This is a genomic window from Ardenticatenales bacterium (genome assembly GCA_020634515.1).
GTDB lineage: Bacteria > Chloroflexota > Anaerolineae > Promineifilales > Promineifilaceae > JAGVTM01.
This window is the reverse complement of the sequence record JACKBL010000004.1, coordinates 465,371-485,319: the sequence shown is the minus strand read 5'-3', so window position 1 is coordinate 485,319 and position 19,949 is coordinate 465,371. Positions and strand designations below refer to the sequence as shown.

Genomic DNA, 19,949 nt, shown 5'->3' with positions numbered 1-19,949 from the left:
CGTGAAAATCCACGGTCAACGAGAAACGAACCCTAAATGCGATAGGGCAAAGCTACGCCGCTTGTGCCTGTTTTTTATTCCCTCAAGGTAGAACATTATGATCAATCAGCCCATAACCTGGAGAAGCGGTCAGAGTGATGCACCGCGGCCGCCCCTTATACAGTTGCGGCCACTGTCTGGAGAAGCATTTGAAAAATTGGGTCAAATCTCCGCGTTTTTTTTAGAGAATTACCGCCGGAGCGGACCCATTTACCGCTTCCGCCGCGCGAACGAGGAATTTATCGTGATCGCCGGGGCGGAAGCAAATCAGTTTATGTCGCGGGATGGGCGGGAGTATTTTCACGCCGAGGAGTACCGCCGCGAGCAAAATGATGAGTTTGGAATTAACAAGACGCTGGTCAGTCTGTCTGGGGAGGAGCACTACCATCTCCGCAAATTGCAGAAACCAGGCTATGCCCGCTCGTCGCTCTATGCGCACTTTCCCAAGCTGATAGAAATTGTGCGGGAAGTTGCCAGGCAATGGCGACCAGGGCAAATGCTAATAGCCGCCGACTTCATGGCTCCCATCATCGCCGAGCAATTGGGCTGGGGCGTGCTAACGTATCACACGGGCGACTATTGGAAAGACCTTACTCTGTGGGTACGTTCGATTGTCTTGACGACACTATCACAATTGCAGCCTAAATCAATTCTGCAGCGACCTGAATACCTGCAAGCAAAAGCGCGCGTGATGCAATTGGCCGACGAGATCATTACGGCTCATCGTCTCCAGAAACCAGGTGTTCGGGAACCCGACTTGGTGGATGATCTGCTGGCGGCTCTGGATGAAAACCCAGAGTTAATGACTCCCCAGGAGCTGCGCATCGCCGTTCTGGGGCCGTACATCGGCGGGCTAGACTCCACGGCACATACGTGCCTTTTTATGCTCTATTCTCTGCTCAACAACCCAGACATCCTGGCGCGGGTGACGGCTGACGTAGATGCGGCGTTTTCCGCCGGACAATTGACCCCATCCGCGATAAAGAATCTGGATTCGCTCCACTACGCCGCGATGGAGTCCTTACGCCTCTATCCGGTGGCCGGGGCCATTCAGGGGACAGTCACACACCCCTTTGAGTTTGCCGGTTATCGGGTCGATCAAGGGGATAACCTGATTGTGGCCGGGGCTGTGCCGCACCATTTGGAGGAGCATTTTTCAGAACCGTACAAGTTCGATATCGATCGGTATGGCGAGGGTCGCCGAGAACATTTGCAATCGGGGGTTTATGCGCCTTTTGGGTTGGGAACACATATTTGCCTCGGTGCCGGCATTGCCGAAACCCTCATCATGTTGACCATGGCCACCTTGCTGCATACAGTCCACCTGGAAATCGACCCTCCCAGCTATCAATTGAACATCGAACTGAAGCCGTCACCCCGACCGGATGACCGTTTTCGTGTGCGTGTGATAGCCCAACGAAACCAATAACGAAAAATAGGAACGGTTAACCCTCTCGTTACCTAACGAAACGAATGACGAAAAATGAGCGATTCTTATCTATGAGAGTCGTTCCCTGGCGCAGGTATAACCTGACGAGTCTTTCCAAGAACCCAAGCAGTAACAAAGTAACCGTCCGAAAATAACTTCACGCTTTTTACGGACGGTTAGTGACAAGCTGTTCGCACAATTCCGCCAACCTAATTGCGAACAGCCACAAAGGAGCAAGTTTGCCCATGAAATCACAGCTTGTACTATCTCTGCGCGCGGACGTTCCTCCGATGGAACTTCCTGATGGCTCCCTGGCTTTTCGTGCATCCGAGGGAGGCCCTTTGGTTTTGCGCAAGCCATCGCCGGGAATGGCGGATGTGTTTGCCAGGCTGCGCGCGGAGGGCGCGACGGAATCAGCGTTGGCTGCGCTGGCTATCACCAAAGATGGTCCTGCCGGCATTATGCTCTTTCAACAATATGCGCAACGACTGGTGGACTATGGCCTGCTGTGCCATACACTCACCCTGGACGGAGAGCCGCTGGCAACCATTACGCCCGTAGCTCGCCATTATCGTTTTCGTCCAGACCTCGCCCGACCAGAAGCGCAATACGTCCTCTCCCATTTCGCCTATTCCCACAACATGCAAAACCAGATGGTCCTGGAATCCCCATTAGGATACGCCAGGATTATTTTGCATGACAGCCGGGCTGCCGGCCTGCTGGCGAAACTGGCCCAACCCCAATCCTGCGCCGACCTGACCGATCTTGTTCCCGAAGATGTCGCCACGATGTTCGTCACCTTCCTCCTGAACGCCGAAGCCCTCACGACGGTGGACAAGGAAGGAAACACCGGCGAAGAAATCAACCCCACCCTGGGTCAGTGGGACTTCCACGATATGCTGTTCCACATGCGCAGCCGATTAGGGCGACACAACAACCCGTATGGCGGCACTTACCGCTCGCGGGACAAGTTCGATCCGCTGCCACTGGTCAAGCCGCACATGCCGGGCGAGGTAATCCCCCTGTACAAACCAGACCTGGAACAGTTAAAGGCGCATGACGTCCCCTTCACGGCAGTGATGGAGCAGCGCAAATCCATCCGCGAGTATGGAGAAAAGCCACTAACGGTGGACCAGTTAGGGGAGTTCCTCTACCGCACAGCTCGCTTCAAGTTTGTGATACCCGTGCCGCCGGGCGAACAGGAAGTAGGACTACGCCCATATCCCGGAGGCGGGGCCATTCACGAACTGGAAATTTATCCGATTGTGGACCAATGCGAGGGACTGGCGGCGGGCGTGTATCATTACAATGCCCTGGAGCATTCGCTGTCACGCCTGGATGCACCGCCGGAGATGATGAATATCCTGCTGAATCTGGCCTGGATTACGGCGGATCGCAAATCGAAACCGCAAGTTTATTTTGGGATCACGGCTCGCTTCCAACGTCTGCAATGGAAGTATGAATCCATTGTTTACGCGCTCATCTTGAAGAATGTGGGGATTCTGTTTCAGACGATGTACCTGGTGGCAACGGCAATGGGGCTGGCTCCTTGCGCGTTGGGCGGCGGGAATTCGGAACTGTTCAAGAATACAGTAGGGTTGGACCCTTACGCGGAATCCCTGGTTGGGGAGTTTGTTCTGGGTAGCCAGTGACGGGTAATGGCAATGAATCAGGATGGCATGACGGTGTCGGAAACAAATGAAGCCGTGGTCCGCGGTTATTATCAGGCGATCAACAACGGCGATCTGCGCGCGTTGGATACGTTGGTATCGCCTGGTTTCGTGCATCATACACGAGGAATGCCGGCAGGATTGCCCCCCTACAAACACATCCTCCTCATGTTCCGCCGGGGCTTCCCCGACATCCACAACCATATCGACGCCCTCATCGTCGCCGACGACCTCGTCACGGCCCGCACCACAACAAGTGGCACGCACCAGGGCACATTCCTGGGACACGCCCCCACGGGCAAACAGTTCGAGGCCAACGGCATAGACATCTTCCGCCTGCACGAAGGGCGTATCGTCGAACGTTGGGGCGTTTTTGATACGATCACCATGCTGCAACAGCTTGGCCTCTACACGCCATCTGCTGCATAAAAAAACGGGGTGGTAACGTGATTTCCGCAAAAAAACATCCGCCAGGGCCAGAGACAGACCTGGCCGTCCAAGAGATTCGCCGCGACCCATTGCAATTTATCATGCGCATCACCGGGGAATACGGCGACATTGTCCGCTACCGCGCTGATGGCTGGGCCGCCACCCTGGTCAATCATCCCGACTACGTCAAGCGCGTTTTGCAGGACAACCACCGCAACTACACCAAAGAAGGCACGCCCGACTTCATGATGCTCAAGCCCATGCTGGGGGAAGGCATCCTCACCAGCGAAGGGGAATCGTGGCTGCAGCAGCGACGCATGGCTCAGCCCGCCTTCCACCGCAAGCGCATTGAGGCCTTCGGCACGCTCATGACCGACCTCACCGCGCTCATGCTGGACCAATGGGAAACCCAAATCGGCCAACCGCTGGAAATGGTCAAGGAAATGACCCAGCTTACCCTGCGCATTGTGGCCCGGGCCTTGTTCAGCTATGACGTCAGCAGTGAGGCGGACGTGTTTGGTCGCGCCGTGGAAGTCCTCAACGAATCCATGGGGCACTTCGATCCCACGAATATGGATGTGCGCCGACAATTCCGCTCCGCCCTGATCACAATCCAACAAATTGTGCATCAGATCATTCAGGAACGGCGGCTGCACCCCGAAGATCGGGGAGATTTCCTTTCCATGCTCCTGGTCGCGCAAGATGAGGAAACGGGCTATCGCATGAATGACCGACAGGTGCGCGATCAGGTACTCACCTTGCTCCTGGCAGGACATGAAACCACGGCGAAGGCCCTCAGTTGGACCTTCTACCTCTTGAGCCAGCACCCAGAAATCGAAGAAAGGCTGGTGCAAGAACTGAACACCGTCCTCGGCGGCCGCACGCCGACGATTGAGGATCTGCCCCATTTGCCCTATTCCTGGATGATTATCGAAGAATCCATGCGCCTGTACCCGCCCATCTGGCTGCTTTCGCGGGTGGCGGTGGCCGACGACGAGATAGGCGGCTTCCACATTCCTGCCGGCTCCCTGGTGGCCGTCAGCCCCTACGCCATGCACCGCCATCCAGGCTATTGGGAGAACCCGGAGCGATTCGATCCGGAACATTTCCGGCCAGAACGAGCGGCCGAACGCCCCACCTTTGCCTATCTACCTTTTAGCGGCGGGCCGCGCCTGTGTCTGGGCAAACACTTCGCCAGCGTGGAAGCGCACCTGGTTCTGGCCATGATTTACCAGCGGTTCCGGCTGCGTCTCGCGCCGGCGCATCCCGTTGTTCCCGAAGCCCTGGTGACGCTGCGTCCCCATTACGGGCTGCCCATGACTCTCCATCCAATCTCATGAGCGTATCCGCCTCTTACGAGTTCGATCAGGAAAATCAGGACGCCGACAGCGAGTTGGCGCGGCTGCGCGTGCAAACGCTGATCAGTTGGGAACGGGAAGCACGCCTGCTGGGCTGGCTGGGCTTGCGGGATGGGCTGAATGTGATTGAGTTGGGCAGCGGGCCGGGTTTTGTGACGGAACAACTGCTGCATGGGCTACCCACGAGTCCGATCACGGCTCTGGACGCAGATCGGGAGATGCTGACGCGGGCGGCGCAATATCTGGGCGGGGTGGACGATGGGCGGGTGACGTATGTGCCGGCATCCGTCACCGACACCGGCCTGCCAGACAACACCTACGACTTCGCCATCGCCCGCTACCTCTTCCAACACCTCACGGACCCCCTCGCCGCCGCCAAAGAGACCCTGCGCCTGCTCAAACCCGGCGGCAAATTAGCCATCATCGACATCGACGCCGCGCTCTGGGGCATTGTCGAACCGACCTTCCCCCAGTTGCAAGCCATCTACGCCAAGACGGGTCAGGCCCGACGCGGCGGCAATCGGCGCATTGGTCGCCGCCTCTGGCGCACCTTGCAAGCCGCCGGGTTTGTCAACGTCGAATTGGAAGCGTTTGTTTACCACAGCGACGACCTGGGCCTGGAGCCATTTCTCCCCCAACTTGATCCCAACCGCCTGCTGCGCTCCCTGAAGAGCGACCAAATCTCATTGTCGGAGTATGCCACGGCGCACGCCTTGTATCACAAATTCCAGGCAGCGCCCGACGCCTACGTGTTGATGGTAGGCTTAATCGCCTGTGGTGAAAAAGGGTAACTGCCCAGGAACGGAAATCAAATAAGACAACGACGTTGTTTCCTGACCGTTCCTGCAAACTGACGATGCAATTCCGTGCTTTATTTCATCGTCAGTCCTAAGCCAGATTGGACTAATTTTCTCTGGTGAAAATGGACATTGCGCGCGTGAAATGGGTCCAATCTCCAGAGAGCGTTAGTTGTTACGAAAAAGGCCAAAATTCGTGATTACCAGACCAAAATTCAAAGACCATTTCCACATCGAATTGGTGGACCCGCATCACATTTTCCTGCTCACGGAAGAAACCCATTGGGTGCTATCGGGACCAATCTACAAAACACTGGCGCCCTTTTTAGATGGAACCCGTACCGTAGCGGACATTCTCACCCAGCTATCAGGCCAGGTGTCCCCGCCCAATATCTTATACGCGCTGCAACAGCTCGAAGCCAAAGGCTACATTGTCGAAGCAACCGACGAAACACCCGTGGGACGAACCGCTTTCTGGCATTCTTTGGGCCTGAACACGCGCACGGGCGCGCAACGCTTGCAACAGGCACGCATCACCCTGACCACCGTCGGCAACGCGGATGCCACGCCCCTCTACCAGGCACTAAGCGACATGGGCGTTCAGGTGAATGTGGGGTCGGGCGGCATTACGACGGCGCAGGAACGCGACTTGCTCGTCGTTGTCACCGACGACTACCTGCAAGAAGGACTGGAAACGATCAACCAGACCATGATGACCGCCGGTCGTCCCTGGATGCTCGTGCGTCTCATCGGCCTGACAAACTGGATCGGGCCAATCTTCCAACCAGGCCAGACAGCGTGCTGGGCTTGCATGGCGCAGCGCATTCAGGCCAATCGCCAGTTAGAATCCTTTATCCTGCGCAAAACGGGCCGCTCCACGCCCCTGAAAACAGCCGTGGCCGTACTCCCGTCCACGCTCCAGTTTGGCGCTAACATGGCGGCAACCGAGATCGTCAAGTGGCTGCTGCGCGACCGCAACGAAACGTTGGAAAACAAGCTGATCACGTTTAGCAGCCTGGCTGCCGAAACGCAGTACCACGCTATCGTACGCCGACCACAATGTCCCGTTTGCGGTCAGGCGCATCAGGAAGAAGCAATCCACCCGCTGGTGTTATCTCCGTCGCGCAAACGATTTACAAACGACGGCGGTCACCGCAGCGCCTTGCCCGAGGAGACGTATGCGCGTTACCAGCACCATATCAGCCCGATCACGGGGGTGGTTAGCTGGCTGGTGAATATCACGGAAGAGATCAATGGTCTGGCCTACAGCTACATTGCCGGGCACAACTTTGCCATGGCTCAGGACACCCTGTTTTGGCTGCGGCAAAATTTGCGCTCCCGCACAGGCGGGAAGGGAATGACGGACATCCAGGCCAAAGTGAGCGCCATGGCCGAGGCGATTGAGCGGTATTCGGGCGTTTTTCGCGGTGAGGAAGTGGTGGTTCGCGGCAGTTACAAGTCACTGCAACCGCAGGCCATTCACCTGCACCAATGCCTCAACTTCAGTTATCATCAATACGCTACCCGCCATGCCTGGAACGCGCGGCTCAAGGGGGGGCGGTTTCATGTCATTCCCAATCCATTTGATGAGAATCGTGAAATAGAGTGGGCGCCGGTCTGGTCCCTGACGCACAATGAAGTGAAGTATATGCCGGCATCTTTCTGCTACTTCGGCCACCCGGATTCCACCCGCTACTTCTTCTGCGCCGGCGACAGCAATGGCACTTCTGCCGGCAACACCCTGGAAGAAGCCATCCTGCAAGGATTCCTGGAACTCATCGAACGCGACAGCGTCGCCCTGTGGTGGTACAACCGCGTACAGCGCCCCGGCGTAGACCTGGACAGCTTCCACCTGCCCTACCTGAAAGCCCTCAAAGCATATTACCAGGGACTAAACCGCGACCTCTGGGTCATCGACATCACCGCCGACCTGCAAATCCCCGCTTTCGCGGCCGTCTCGCGCCGGGTGGATAGTCCCGTGGAGGACATTACAGTCGGCTTTGGCGCGCACCTGGACGCCAAAATCGCCTTACTGCGCGCGATCACGGAACTGAACCAGTTTTTGCCGGCAGTCACCCACCGCAACGAAGATGGCAGCACCCGCTACAACTTCCCGGACACCGAAGCCGTCGATTGGTGGAAAACGGCCACCATCGCCAACGAATCCTACCTCCTCCCCAACCCCCATTTAGCGGCGAAGCGCCTGCAAGATTACCCGCGTCTGGCCAGCGACGACCTGAAGCAAGACGTGGAAACCTGCGTGGAGATTGCCCGCCAGGCGGGTCTGGAAACGCTGGTGCTAGACCAAACCCGTCCAGACATCGGCATGAACGTGTGCCGCGTCATCGTGCCCGGTCTGCGCCACTTCTGGCGGCGGCTGGGCCCCGGTCGCCTCTACGACGTGCCCGTCAAGCTGGGCTGGCTCTCGGAACCAACACCCGAAGAATCGCTTAATCCCTATTCGATTTTCTTTTAGATGGGGCAAACAAGACTGGAGCAGTCCTTGAGACTGCTCCAGTCTTGAGAGAGGGAGTCACTTCCGCCGAAACAGACCAAAGACGAGGGCAAACGCCGCCGTCGCCAGCACCACGCCCGCCGTCGTTTTCTTCACCGCCGGTTTCATCTCCATCGTTTGCGCGGCATTCAGCAGCGGCTCCAGCTTTTGCGCGGGACCGACGCCAAACATCAGCTTCATAACGGCCTCGCCCAGGCGGTAATGGCCTGGCTCGCGCATCTGCGTGGCAATGTCGAAGGGGAGCGGCGGCTGACCGACCGCGTAGGAGTGGGATTGGGTGAACTGCAACACCTCACGGCTGCCGTGCGTGCGCGCCGTACCCGACTTCTTGATGCCGCCAAAGGGGAGCAAAGAGACGGGATAGTGGGAAATGGCGTCGTTAACGTTCACCGACCCCACTTCGAGCTGCTCCGCCACCTGCTGCGCCCGCCGCAAGTTGCTGCTCCAGACGCAGGCGCTGAGGCCATATTCACTGTCGTTGGCTTTGTGAATCGCTTCCGCCTCATCCTTCACCTTCATGATGGGCATAAGCGGGCCAAACGTCTCTTCGCGCACCACCTTCATGCTGTGGTCCACGTCCACCAGAACCGTCGGCTGCATGAACAAGCCTTCCATCTGCCCGCCGCAAAGGACGCGCGCCCCCTTGGCCACGGCGTCTTGCAGATGATCGGTGACGATGTGCTGCTGGCGCTCGAACGTGAGCGGCCCCAGGTCGTAGGGGCTATCCAGGTCGGGGCTGTAGCCCACTTCTAATTGGCGTGTTTCTTCCAACACAGCGGCCACAAACTCATCGTAGACGGATTCCACCACGTAGACGCGCTCCACGGACATGCAGGTCTGGCCCGTCATGTAGAACGCGCCCCAGACGCCCCATTTGGCCGCGGCTTTGATGTCCGCGTCTTCGAGGACGATCATCGGGTCTTTGCCTCCCAACTCGCAGAGGAAGGGGATCATGTTGCGGGCGGCGGCTTCGGCCACTTTGCGCCCGGTGGCGACGGACCCGGTGAGGAAGATGAGGTCGGGGGCGGTCTCCACCAGGGCGGCCCCGACCGCGCCATCCCCATGCAGAACGCGCACGTAGGGGGCGATTTCGGGGACGCTTTGCAGTAGTTTTTCGATCATCACGCCCGTGCTGCCGGCAACTTCCGACGGTTTGTAAAGGACGGTATTGCCGGCAAGCAGCGCGGAGAAGATCGGCGGCATGCCCAGGTCAAACGGCAGGTTCCAGGGACCAATCACGCCTACCACGCCAAAGGGACGCGGCTCCGTGGAATATCGCTTGAAGAAATACAACCCGGGCGGCACGCGCTTGCGTCCCAGCCAGTCGGGCGCTTTCTTCAAATACATGTGCAGCTTATCTACCGTCATCATCACTTCGATCAGGGCATCCTGGCGACTCTTGCCCGTATCCTGGCTGATCACTTCCGTGATGTCGTCCAGGTAGTGGATGATGGTCTTTTGCAGCTTCTTTAGGATACGCACCCGTTCCCGCACGGGAATGCGGCTCCAGGTTCCATACGCCTGCCGCATTTGCTTGTGCGCCAGGACGACCTCTTCCGTCGTGGCCATGGGCACCTCGCCAAATTTATCGCCGGTAGCGGGATTGACGAAATCAAGCATTCTCGTACTCATTACTCTCTCCTTTAACACCTTGTAGGGCGAGTTTCTAGCGTTACGAACGGCGGTCGCGGTTTTGCAGGATTTTGACGGCAAAAAGGGTGATGGGAAGGACGAGGAGGGAAATGCCGGCAATTTTGCCCAACACTTCTGCCCGCGATGAAGATACTACTTCGGCGGGTTGCCGGGTTCCATTGGTAAATGCCGGCAGCGGTTCCGGCAGCGGCGCATCCGCTTTCGCCGGAATGCGGCTCATAAACCGCTCCGTCATCGCCGTAATCGTCAGGCTGGGATTCACCCCCAAATTGGCGGGGATCACCGAGCCATCCGCCACATACAGCCCGGGATAATTAAACACCTGGTGGTTTGTGTCAATCACCCCCATCTCCTCGCTGACGCCGATACCGCAGCCGCCAAGGATGTGCGCCGTGGAGGGTGTGTTCATTAACACTTCGTTGACGGTGGATTGCGGGATGGCGTTCGCCTTCTGCGCGAAGCGTTCCAACACCTGCCGCCCCGCGTCAATCACGGCGGGAATGGGCAGCGACTTATCCCGTTCGCTCACCAATCCCTGGCGAAAAAGGGTGAATATACCGCGCCCTCGCCGCATCTGCATTCGGTTTTCCACCGTCTGCATAATCAGCAGGATGGTGCTGTCGCGCGCCCAATCGGGCAGGATACGCGCCTTTAGCAGGTCGTAGGGGTTGCGCAGGCCGTATTGAATGAAGCGGGCCATGCGGATGAGCGGGCTGCCGTGGAAGTCCACCAGGGGCACGGCCAGGTTGCGCATCAAGGAGGAGCCGCGCGGATAGCGCACCGGTTCAACGCTGGTCACTTCGTCCACCCAGAAGTGGGAGGTGATGGCCACGCCGGCGGAGTAATCCACGTCGTCGCCGCGGGCGGTGACGCCCATGAGGGCTTCGCTGTTGCTGCGAATCTTTTTGCCCAGGTGGGGGGAGAGGCGAGGCAGGGAGCCGGTTTCGTCGCGGCATTTGAGGAGCAGGTTGACGGTTCCCAGGACGCCGGCGGAGACGATGACGTTGCGAGCGCGCACGGTTTGCCGCCGTTTGAAGGCCCAGTCGGTGGTACGTTCGTAGAGAATCTCGTAGCGGGCACGGTCGGCGCGGAGGCCGAAGAGGGGGCGGATGTCGAGGACGTTGGCTTCGGGGCGCACTTCGGTCCCGTTTTTCTCGGCGAAATAGAGGTAGTTTTTGTCGAGGGTGTTCTTGGCGTTGTGCCGGCATCCGACCATGCACCCGCCGCAATGAATACACCCCGCCCGCTCCGGTCCCTCCCCGTCAAAGAACGGGTCCGGCACCGTCTTGCCCGGTTCGCCAAAGAAAATCGCCACCGGGCTGGGTTGGAACGTACTCTGCTGCCCCAGTTCCTCGGCGATTTCGTACAGATGGCGGTCGGCAGGCCACAAGCGCGGATTGGGCGTGACGCCCAACATGCGGTTGGCGGTGGCAAAATGGGGTTCCAGTTCCTCCTCCCAATCCCCCAAATCTTTCCATTCGGCGGCTTCATAGAAGGCGCGTCCCGGCTTGATGTGCGTGCTGGCGTAGACGAGGCTGCCACCCCCCACCCCGCTGCCGTTGAGGATCATGATGTCATCGAAGAAATTGACGCCCATGATGCCAAAGCAGCGTAATGCCGGCATCCACAAATACTTAAAAATGTTCCAGTTCGTGCGCGGGAAATCCGGGGAGCGATACCGCTTCCCTCGCTCCAGCACCAGCACCCGATACCCCTTCTCCGTCAACCGCATGGCGGACACACTGCCGCCAAACCCGGATCCAATAATGACAAAGTCGAAAACATCGTCGCCTTTGTCTACCGTGGAGTGCGATTTATTCATCTGGATGTCCTATTGTCTTGTACGCGGGCCGGCGGGGTGCTGAAACCAGCGATGGCGCGTGCCGCCATCGTCTCCCACCAGGCCCATGGGAATGTGAGAATGCTGCCGGAGCGGAAATCAATTAAGACAACGCTGTTGTTTCCTTTCCCCCAAGATTGGTTCATTCTTAGAGAATAAACCAATCCACAAAGGAGAGGGTGTTATTAGACGGTCACTTACCACTCCTGCAAACTGGCGACGCAATTCGCATTTTCTTTCATCGCCAGCCCTTATAACACAGTGCGTTATATTATTGTACAAGATTCCCGGCAACAAGTCACCAACCAGACACCGCCGTTTTGCCAGAAACCGTTCACCCCATCACGGAACGGACCACTATTTTTGCCGGCATCTTCCATCTATGCTATCGTTCTCCCATTACGCATCATCCTGGCAGGAACGACCCTATGCCTCCCTCCCCCCGCACTATCAGACAATTACTGGCCGCCTGGGCACGGGCAAATGCCGGCACAAACCACCCCCAACCACCCCCCTACCACGGCCCCGACGTCACCCTGCGCCGCTTTCAGGAAGACTCCCGCCTCGTCGAACCAGGCGACTGCTTCGTCGCCCGCCTGCGCACCCGCCACGACGGCTCCACCTACAGCGACGGCCACCCCTACATCCCCCAGGCCGTCGCCAACGGCGCCGCGCTCGTGTTGGGGCAGCGCCCCCCGACGGAAATCGACCTGCCCCCCCACACCCCCTACCTGCAAGTGCCCGACACAGCCATCGCCCTCGCCTGGCTCGCCGCCGCCTGGCACGACTTCCCCAGCCAGCAACTCATCATCATCGGCATCACCGGCACAGACGGCAAAACCTCCGTCACCAACTTGCTCTACGCCATCTTGCGGCAGGCAGGCATCAACGTGGGCATGATCAGCACGATCAACGCCTTCCTCGGCGACCAGGCCGAAGACACCGGCCTGCACGTCACCACGCCGGAAGCCCCGGCCATCCAACACTACCTGCGGCGCATGGCCGACGCCGGACTGACCCACTGCATCCTGGAAACCACCTCACACGCCCTCGCCCAATACCGCGTCGGCGCGGTCGCCTTCGATGTGGCCGTCGTCACCAACATTCAGCACGAACACCTCGACTATCACGGCAGTTACGAAGGCTACCTGGCCGCCAAAGCGCGGCTGTTTCAGGCCCTCAACGACGAACCGCTGGCGCTCCCCGCCGCGCCGCGCAAACACGCCTTCACCCGCGCCGCCATCCTCAACCGGGACGACCCCTCCTTCGCCGCGCTGCGACGCATTCCCGCGCCCATTCACGTCACCTATGGCCTGCGCCTGCCGGCGGACGTGCGCGCCGAAGCCGTCACCTATGCCACCGACGCCACCCGTTTCAACTTGATTCTGGACACGCGCGTGGCGCGTCACACGGGCGAAATGCCCCTGCCCCCCGCGCCGCCGCGCCCGTGGCCGGTCACGACGCCGCTGGCGGGCGCGTTCAACGTGTACAACATGCTGGCGGCAGCGGCGGCGGCGGATGTGCTGGGCGTGCCAGAGGCGGTCATTCAACGCGGATTGGAGACGGTGCAAGGGATCAGCGGGCGGATGCAGCGGATTGATCGCGGGCAGCCGTTCCTGGTGGTGGTGGACTTCGCGCACACGCCTAACGCGCTGGCGCAGGCGATTGCGGCCGCGCGCGGGATGACGGCGGGCCGCATCATTGTCGTCTTTGGCAGCGCGGGCAAGCGGGACGTGGAAAAGCGGCGCATCATGTCGGAGATTGCCGCCCGCGCCGCCGATCTGGCCGTTCTCACCGCCGAGGACCCGCGCACGGAATCGCTGGACGACATTCTGGAGATGATGGCCGCCGGCTGTCGCCGCGAAGGGGGCGTGGAAGGAGACACGTTCTGGCGCGTGCCCGACCGGGGGCAGGCCATTTATTTCGCCCTGCACCTGGCGCAACAACCGGACGATATGGTGCTGATTTGCGGCAAAGGGCATGAGCAGTCCATGTGTTTCGGCGTCACCGAATATCCGTGGGACGACCGCCAGGCCGCCACCGCCGCCCTGGACGCCTTCCTCGCGGGCGCACCGATGACCAATCTGGGGTTGCCAACGTTCTAACCTTCCCGGAAACTTGCAGTTTCCGGGAAGATCGTTGATTGTTTATGAACCGTTTGTGGGTACGTTTAAGCATAGCCATTAGCAGCCTGATTATCCTGGCTGTGGGTCTGATGGTGCTGGTGGGCGTGGTCCTAAGCCAGTTGGGGCTGATCACGGGTGGCCCGCCGGGGGACAATGTGCCGCTGCTGGTGCGCCTGCTGAATGGGCTGGTTTTTACGGCGTTGATCAGCGTGGTGGTGGGGATCAGTGCCGGCATTTGGGTCAGTCGCACCATGGCCGCCCCCCTCGACCGCCTGGCCGAAGCCGCGCAAGCCATCGGGGCCAAAGACCTCAGCCGCCGCGTGGAAGTCCGTGGCAGCCAGGAAGTCATCGCCGTCTCGCAGGCCTTTAACGAGATGGCCGTGGCCCTGCAAAACGCGGAAGCGGTGCGCCGCAACCTGATCGCCGATGTCGCCCACGAACTCCGCACCCCTCTCACTGTGCTGCAAGGCAATTTGCAGGCCATCCTGGACGACGTGTATCCGCTGGACAAGGAGGAAGTGGCCCGCCTCTACGACCAGACCCGCCTGCTCATTCGCCTGGTGAACGATTTGCACGAACTGGCCCAGGTGGAAATGCGGCAGTTTCCCGTGCAGCCGCAGCCGACGGATTTGCGCCGGTTGGTGCAAGAGACTGTTGCCACGTATGCGCCGATGGCGGAGGAGGCGGGGGTGACACTGCGCGCCGACGTACCGCCGGAAGTTCCGCTGATCAACGCGGATCCCGCCCGCCTGACGCAGGCGCTGCAAAATTTGCTCTCCAATGCGCTGCGACATACGCCAGATGCCGGCATCATCACCATCCAACTCGCCCGCGAAACAAACAGCCTGCGCCTGAGCGTGCGCGACACCGGCTCCGGCATCGCCGCCGAACACCTGCCACACGTCTTCGACCGCTTCTACCGCACCGACAGAGGGCGCAGCCGCGACGCCGGCGGCGCGGGCCTGGGGCTGGCGATTGTGAAAGCCATTGTCGAAGCCCACGGCGGGCGCGTGCAGGCCATGAGTCGTGGGCGCGGCCAGGGCAGCACGTTCGTCATCATCCTACCACTATAGCCGGATCGAAAAACCGGGTTTTTTGAAAAAACCCGGTTTTTGTTGTTGTTTGGAAAGACCAATGAAGCTATACGACGGCTACATTTTTGACCTGGATGGCACGGTTTATCTGGGGGAGGCGCTGCTGCCGGGCGCGGGGGAGACGATTGCCTGGCTGCGGGCGCGGGGGAAGCGCACGGTGTTTCTTTCCAATAATCCTACCCGCACGCGCGCGGATTATGCCGGCAAACTCACCCACCTCGGCCTCCCCACTCCCCCTGAAGACGTGATCAACGCTTCCTACGTGATGGTAGACTTCCTGCGCCGGCAAATGCCCGGCGCGCGCCTGTTCGTCGTTGGCGAAGCCTCGCTGCGGGCGGAATTGGCGGCGGCGGGGTTCGAGATTGCGGCAGACGCGGCGGGCGTGGCCGCCGTCATCGCCAGTTTCGACCGCACTTTCGACTACCGTAAGCTGCAAATCGCCTTTGACGCCATTCGCGCCGGGGCGCGTTTCTTCGCCACCAATGCGGATCGTTACTGCCCCACCCCAGAAGGGGGACAACCGGACGCGGCGGCGATGATTGCGGCAATTGAGGCGTGTACGGATACGCGGGTGGAGGCGGTGGTGGGGAAGCCGTCCGCGCACATGGCGGAGGCGATTTTGCGCCTGTTGGGGCTGCCGCCGGCGCGCTGCCTGATGACGGGGGATCGGTTGGAGACGGATGTGTTGATGGGGCTGAATGCCGGCATGTCCACAGCCCTCACCCTCACCGGCGCCACCGACGCAGCCGCCGCCCATCGCTCCCCCATTCGCCCCACCTACCTGCTACACACCCTGGCCGATCTCCTCCCCGCCGCCGCGCCCCCCTGACACTCACACCAGCAAAGCCCCCTCGTGGCGCAGCAGCCACTCCTTGCGCCACAGCCCGCCGCCGTATCCCGTCAGCTTGCCGCCGCTGCCCACAATGCGGTGGCAGGGAATGATAATGGGAATCGGATTTTGGCCGTTGGCCGCGCCCACCGCCCGCGTCGCTTTCGGGTTGCCCAGCGCGTCGGCCACATCCTGGTAGGTTAGCAGGCGGCCATAGGGCACGGTGAGCAGTTCCTGCCACACCCGCCGCTGAAACGAGGTTCCTTCCGGTTCCAGGGGCAGGTCGAAAGTTTCGCGCCGGTGGCGAAAATAGGCGTCAAGTTGTTCGCGGGTCGCCTGCGTCAGGGGATGGGTCTCATACTGAGCGGGGGCAGCGTCTACAAAATTGACGGCGGTGATGGCGGTGGTTGTGCCGGCAATTTCCAGCACGCCAATAGGAGACGAATAGTAAGCAAAATAAATCGTGGTCATCAGCGCTTTCTCCAAACCGCCGCGCCCCTCCCCGTGGCCGGAAAATGTGTTAGCGGCCTCATTTTACCACAAAATGCGCCTCATAAATGTTGCCAATCCCCGCCGCAAGAGGTAAGCTAATACGCAATTATGTTCGATTTATTACAAGCTGCCTACGCCTATGCCGGCTCCCACGTCACCGAGCTTCTACAGGCGCTGCGGCAGCACTTACTCCTGGTGGCTGTGGCCCTGGGCATAGGCATTTTGCTCTGCGTTCCGCTGGGTGTCTGGACCTCCCGCTCCCGCGCCGCCTCGCTGGCCATCATCAACACCTTCAACACGTTGCGCGTCGTGCCCAGTCTGGCTATCCTCTTCCTGGCAATCCCCTACTTCGGCCTCTCATTCACCTCCGCCGCCATCGCCCTCACCATTCTGGCCCTGCCCCCCATCCTGATCAACACGGATGCCGCTTACCGCACGATTGATCCCGCCATTCGGGAGGCAGCTTTTGGCATGGGGATGACGGGGCGGCAGGTACTGTGGCAGGTCGAGACACCATTAGCATTGCCGGTGATTGTTGCCGGCATTCGCACCGCCACCACCGAAGTCATCGCCAGCGCCACCCTCGCCGCCTTCATTGGCAGCGGCGGCCTCGGTCTCTACGTCGTGCGTGGCTTTGCCCTTTACAACATCCCCATCCTGCTCGTCGGCGCGCTGCCCGTCGCCCTCCTCACCCTGCTCGCCGACATCCTGCTAGGGAGCGCCCAGCGTTTCCTCCAACCGCCCGTCCAAAGCTAACCATTTTCATGCCGGCAATACTGCCGACGATAATGTAGGTGCGTTTCAAACAAACCTGTGGAGAAATAAATAATGGGTGAACAGTCGAACTGTTGCATAGCTAATGAAATTGCATGACGACAAATGGATTAGTCATTCACCAATTCAGCCATTCACCCATTAACCGTTTCTTGCAAACGCGCCTACCCCAAACCATATCACCAAACAGAAGGAGAACATCATGAGACGCCACTGGCAAAAACTCAGCCTCCTGCTCGTCCTCGTCATGGCCTTGTCCCTGGTCCTGACGGCGTGCGGCGGCGGCAACAAGGGGAGCGTCACCGTCGCTTCCAAAGATTTCACGGAGCAGTTCATTTTAGGTGAAATGTACGCGCTCTTGTTGGAGGACGCGGGCTACACCGTCAACCGCAAGCTGAACCTGGGCGGCACGCCCGTGGCACAGCAGGCGCTGCTGGACGGAGAAATCGACCTCTACCCGGAATACACGGGCACGGGACTGCTCACGGTCCTCAAACTATCGGTGATGAGTGACCCACAGGCCGTTTTCGACACGGTGAAGCAGGCGTATGCGGACCAGTTCCAATTGGTCTGGCTGGACCCCGCGCCAATGAACAACACGCAAGCTCTGGCGATGACCAAAGCGCGCGCCGCCGAGTTGGGCATCACCACCTTCTCGGACATGGTAGCCCATGCCGGCGACCTCGTCCTCATTGGCCCGCCGGAATTCGCGGAACGGGAAGATGGCATCCCCGGCCTGAAGCGCGTCTATGGTGACTTCGCCTTCAAGGATTTTCTGTCGGTTGACCCGGGGCTGCGCTACCAGGCACTGCTAAACGGGGAAGCGGACGTGGTGGTGGCCTTCGGCACGGACGGGGAACTGGCGGCCTACGATTTGCTCTCTCTGGTGGACGACAAAGGGCTGTATCCCCCCTACCAGGTGGCTCCCGTGATTCGTGAATCCGTCCTCAACGAGCATCCCGACATCGCCGACATCCTGAATAAAGTGGCTCCGCTGCTGACCAACGAGACGATGCAGCGGCTGAATAACGAGGTCTCCGGCAACGGGCGCGAACCCGCCGACGTGGCCAAGGAGTTCCTGACGCAAGAAGGGCTTATCAAGGGTTGACGGTCGATAGTTGACGGTCATTCTTGAGAGACGGGAGCGGAAGGCCTGTTCCCGTCTCTCCCCTTTTTTTGACTTTCCGTTCTCTTCCTACTTCCTTTGTAACGGCCAATCTCCAGATGCCTATGTGTGCGATCCGGTTTGAACATGTCTCTAAGCAGTTTGCGAATGCGCCGCGGCCGGCGGTGGATGATTGCTCGTTCACGGCGGAGGATAGCGGCTTTGTGGTGCTGTTGGGGCCGTCGGGCTGTGGCAAGACGACGCTGCTGAAAATGGTGAATCGGCTTTATGAGCCAAGTGCCGGCACAATTTACCTCAACGACGCCGACATCCGCCAGATGAACATCACCGACCTGCGGCGGCAAATCGGCTACGTCATCCAACAAATCGGCCTCTTTCCGCACATGACGGTGGCCCAAAACATCGGCGTCGTGCCCAACCTGCTCAAATGGCCCCCGACGCGGACGCGCGACCGCGTGGATGAACTGCTGACACTGGTGGACTTGCCGCCTGACGAGTACCGCGACCGCTACCCGGCGCAAATGTCCGGCGGGCAGCGGCAGCGCGTGGGCGTGGCGCGGGCGCTGGCCGGCGACCCGGACGTGATCTTGATGGATGAGCCTTTTGGGGCGATTGATGCCATCACGCGCGCGGGGCTGCAAGATGAAATGCTGCAATTGCAACGCAAGCTGCGGAAGACGATCCTGTTTGTGACGCATGACGTGGAGGAGGCGCTGCGGCTGGCGGACAAAATCGTGGTGATGCGTGCCGGCAAAATCGTGCAATTCGACACCCCCTTCAACATTCTCAGCCAGCCCGCCAACGAATTCGTCCACCAACTCGTCGGCGCGGACGACATGGTGCGTCAACTCGGCCTCATTCGCGTCGCCGCCGCCATGACCCCCCTGCCCGCCGCCGCCGCGCCCGACGACCGGCACACCATCAGCCGCGACGACGACCTGCGCCAGGCGCTCTCCCTCCTCCTGCGTAGCCGCGCCCCCGCCCTCACCGTCACCGAAAACGGGAGACCCGTTGGCCTGCTCACCCTGGACAACATCCGTCATTCTACGGGCGACCACGTGGATGATGCCGGCATCTGACCCCCAACCCTCATGTCCTACATCTTCCAGCACTTCGACATCATCCTCCGCCTCACGGGCCAACACCTCTTCATGGTCCTCCTCGCCTTGCTGATCTCCACCGTCATCGCCCTGCCCCTCGGACTGCTGCTGGCCCGCTACCGGCGACTCGCCACCATCGTCCTCGGCATATTAGGCACGCTCTACACCATCCCCAGCATCGCCCTCCTCATCCTGCTCCTCCCCCTCTTCGGCCTCAATCAACGCTCCGTCATCGCCGCCCTCGTCATCTACACGCAAATCATCCTCGTGCGCAACATCGTCGCCGGCTTGCAAGGCATCTCCCCCGCCATGATCGAAGCCGCCAACGGCATGGGCATGAATTCGTGGCAGCGGTGGTGGCTGGTGCAGTTCCCGCTGGCGCTACCCGTCATCCTTGCCGGCATGCGCATCGCCGCCGTCGTCGCCACGGCCATCGCCACCATTGGCGCCAAATTCAGCGCCGGCGGATTGGGCACGCTCCTTTTTGACGGCATCGCCCAAAACCGCTACGACAAAATCCTCTCCGGCTCCCTCGTCGTCGCCCTGCTGGCCATGCTGCTCAACCGCCTCCTCCTCATCGCCGAAGACTACTTCGACCCTGCGCGCCGCGCCGAAAAGCGTGAACGCCAACGCGCCGCCCGTGAAGGAGGCATGGGGTATGAGGTATGAACGACCACG

Annotated in this window: 16 protein-coding genes; 13 read left to right on the top strand and 3 right to left on the bottom strand. The window is 60.0% G+C overall.

Features of this window, described 5'->3' with window-relative positions:
• Nucleotides 1-97: 97 nt before the first annotated feature.
• The 6 genes from H6650_13540 (at nucleotide 98) to H6650_13515 (ending at nucleotide 8,198) form a co-directional block, all read left to right on the top strand.
• Nucleotides 98-1,468: a cytochrome P450 gene (locus H6650_13540; GenBank protein MCB8953026.1), complete on the top strand. Its 1,371-nt coding sequence runs from the start codon at nucleotides 98-100 to the stop codon at nucleotides 1,466-1,468.
• A gap of 245 nt (nucleotides 1,469-1,713) precedes the next feature.
• Nucleotides 1,714-3,120: a SagB family peptide dehydrogenase gene (locus tag H6650_13535; protein ID MCB8953025.1), complete on the top strand. Its 1,407-nt coding sequence runs from the start codon at nucleotides 1,714-1,716 to the stop codon at nucleotides 3,118-3,120.
• Between the two features lie 12 nt (nucleotides 3,121-3,132).
• A complete protein-coding gene (locus H6650_13530) occupies nucleotides 3,133-3,567 on the top strand; it encodes an ester cyclase (GenBank protein MCB8953024.1) in 435 nt (144 codons plus the stop codon).
• A 17-nt stretch (nucleotides 3,568-3,584) separates the two neighbouring features.
• Nucleotides 3,585-4,907, top strand: a complete 1,323-nt coding sequence (locus tag H6650_13525; GenBank protein ID MCB8953023.1) for a cytochrome P450 — start codon at nucleotides 3,585-3,587, stop codon at nucleotides 4,905-4,907.
• Nucleotides 4,904-5,716 carry a class I SAM-dependent methyltransferase gene (locus H6650_13520; GenBank protein ID MCB8953022.1) on the top strand — a complete coding sequence of 271 codons (813 nt, stop codon included), beginning with the start codon at nucleotides 4,904-4,906 and terminating at the stop codon, nucleotides 5,714-5,716. Before H6650_13525 ends, H6650_13520 begins: the two co-directional genes overlap by 4 nt.
• Nucleotides 5,717-5,918: 202 nt before the next feature.
• Nucleotides 5,919-8,198: a TOMM precursor leader peptide-binding protein gene (locus H6650_13515; protein ID MCB8953021.1), complete on the top strand. Its 2,280-nt coding sequence runs from the start codon at nucleotides 5,919-5,921 to the stop codon at nucleotides 8,196-8,198.
• Between the two features lie 57 nt (nucleotides 8,199-8,255).
• Here the strand turns inward: H6650_13515 and H6650_13510 are convergent, their stop codons facing one another.
• Nucleotides 8,256-9,869, bottom strand: a complete 1,614-nt coding sequence (locus H6650_13510; GenBank protein ID MCB8953020.1) for an aldehyde dehydrogenase family protein — start codon at nucleotides 9,867-9,869, stop codon at nucleotides 8,256-8,258.
• Nucleotides 9,870-9,909: 40 nt separating this feature from the next.
• Entirely contained in the window at nucleotides 9,910-11,712 is a 1,803-nt protein-coding gene (locus tag H6650_13505; GenBank protein ID MCB8953019.1) for a GMC family oxidoreductase, read from the bottom strand.
• Nucleotides 11,713-12,158: 446 nt separating this feature from the next.
• Between H6650_13505 and H6650_13500 the strand changes: the two genes are divergently transcribed.
• From H6650_13500 to H6650_13490, 3 genes are all read left to right on the top strand, one after another.
• Entirely contained in the window at nucleotides 12,159-13,835 is a 1,677-nt protein-coding gene (locus H6650_13500; protein MCB8953018.1) for a UDP-N-acetylmuramoyl-L-alanyl-D-glutamate--2,6-diaminopimelate ligase, read from the top strand.
• Between the two features lie 44 nt (nucleotides 13,836-13,879).
• A complete protein-coding gene (locus H6650_13495) occupies nucleotides 13,880-14,929 on the top strand; it encodes a HAMP domain-containing protein (protein MCB8953017.1) in 1,050 nt (349 codons plus the stop codon).
• 61 nt (nucleotides 14,930-14,990) lie between these two features.
• Complete coding sequence (locus H6650_13490; protein ID MCB8953016.1) at nucleotides 14,991-15,779, top strand: HAD-IIA family hydrolase; 789 nt, start codon at nucleotides 14,991-14,993, stop codon at nucleotides 15,777-15,779.
• 3 nt (nucleotides 15,780-15,782) lie between these two features.
• Here H6650_13490 and H6650_13485 read toward each other — a convergent pair whose 3' ends face one another.
• Nucleotides 15,783-16,241: a methylated-DNA--[protein]-cysteine S-methyltransferase gene (locus H6650_13485; GenBank protein MCB8953015.1), complete on the bottom strand. Its 459-nt coding sequence runs from the start codon at nucleotides 16,239-16,241 to the stop codon at nucleotides 15,783-15,785.
• A 138-nt stretch (nucleotides 16,242-16,379) separates the two neighbouring features.
• On the opposite strand from H6650_13485, the gene H6650_13480 reads away from it, so the two are divergent.
• The 4 genes from H6650_13480 to H6650_13465 all read left to right on the top strand — a co-directional run bounded on the left by H6650_13480 (nucleotide 16,380) and on the right by H6650_13465 (nucleotide 19,940).
• Nucleotides 16,380-17,027 carry an ABC transporter permease gene (locus H6650_13480; protein MCB8953014.1) on the top strand — a complete coding sequence of 216 codons (648 nt, stop codon included), beginning with the start codon at nucleotides 16,380-16,382 and terminating at the stop codon, nucleotides 17,025-17,027.
• A gap of 220 nt (nucleotides 17,028-17,247) precedes the next feature.
• Nucleotides 17,248-18,153 carry a quaternary ammonium transporter gene (locus tag H6650_13475; protein MCB8953013.1) on the top strand — a complete coding sequence of 302 codons (906 nt, stop codon included), beginning with the start codon at nucleotides 17,248-17,250 and terminating at the stop codon, nucleotides 18,151-18,153.
• A gap of 122 nt (nucleotides 18,154-18,275) precedes the next feature.
• Nucleotides 18,276-19,250 (top strand): ABC transporter ATP-binding protein, encoded by a 975-nt coding sequence (locus H6650_13470; GenBank protein MCB8953012.1) that lies wholly within the window; start codon nucleotides 18,276-18,278, stop codon nucleotides 19,248-19,250.
• A 12-nt stretch (nucleotides 19,251-19,262) separates the two neighbouring features.
• Nucleotides 19,263-19,940, top strand: coding sequence for an ABC transporter permease (locus H6650_13465; protein ID MCB8953011.1), 678 nt, complete (start codon nucleotides 19,263-19,265; stop codon nucleotides 19,938-19,940).
• The last annotated feature ends 9 nt before the right edge of the window (nucleotides 19,941-19,949 follow it).

Excerpts from the sequence above, each read along its gene's own strand:
- H6650_13505 (MCB8953019.1), bottom strand. The coding sequence starts at position 11,712 with ATGAATAAATCGCACTCCACGGTAGACAAAGGCGACGATGTTTTCGAC.
- H6650_13490 (MCB8953016.1), top strand. The coding sequence starts at position 14,991 with ATGAAGCTATACGACGGCTACATTTTTGACCTGGATGGCACGGTTTAT.
- H6650_13540 (MCB8953026.1), top strand. The coding sequence starts at position 98 with ATGATCAATCAGCCCATAACCTGGAGAAGCGGTCAGAGTGATGCACCG.
- H6650_13495 (MCB8953017.1), top strand. The coding sequence starts at position 13,880 with ATGAACCGTTTGTGGGTACGTTTAAGCATAGCCATTAGCAGCCTGATT.
- H6650_13500 (MCB8953018.1), top strand. The coding sequence starts at position 12,159 with ATGCCTCCCTCCCCCCGCACTATCAGACAATTACTGGCCGCCTGGGCA.
- H6650_13510 (MCB8953020.1), bottom strand. The coding sequence starts at position 9,869 with ATGAGTACGAGAATGCTTGATTTCGTCAATCCCGCTACCGGCGATAAA.
- H6650_13535 (MCB8953025.1), top strand. The coding sequence starts at position 1,714 with ATGAAATCACAGCTTGTACTATCTCTGCGCGCGGACGTTCCTCCGATG.
- H6650_13530 (MCB8953024.1), top strand. The coding sequence starts at position 3,133 with ATGAATCAGGATGGCATGACGGTGTCGGAAACAAATGAAGCCGTGGTC.
- H6650_13475 (MCB8953013.1), top strand. The coding sequence starts at position 17,248 with ATGAGACGCCACTGGCAAAAACTCAGCCTCCTGCTCGTCCTCGTCATG.
- H6650_13470 (MCB8953012.1), top strand. The coding sequence starts at position 18,276 with ATGTGTGCGATCCGGTTTGAACATGTCTCTAAGCAGTTTGCGAATGCG.
- H6650_13520 (MCB8953022.1), top strand. The coding sequence starts at position 4,904 with ATGAGCGTATCCGCCTCTTACGAGTTCGATCAGGAAAATCAGGACGCC.
- H6650_13465 (MCB8953011.1), top strand. The coding sequence starts at position 19,263 with ATGTCCTACATCTTCCAGCACTTCGACATCATCCTCCGCCTCACGGGC.
- H6650_13480 (MCB8953014.1), top strand. The coding sequence starts at position 16,380 with ATGTTCGATTTATTACAAGCTGCCTACGCCTATGCCGGCTCCCACGTC.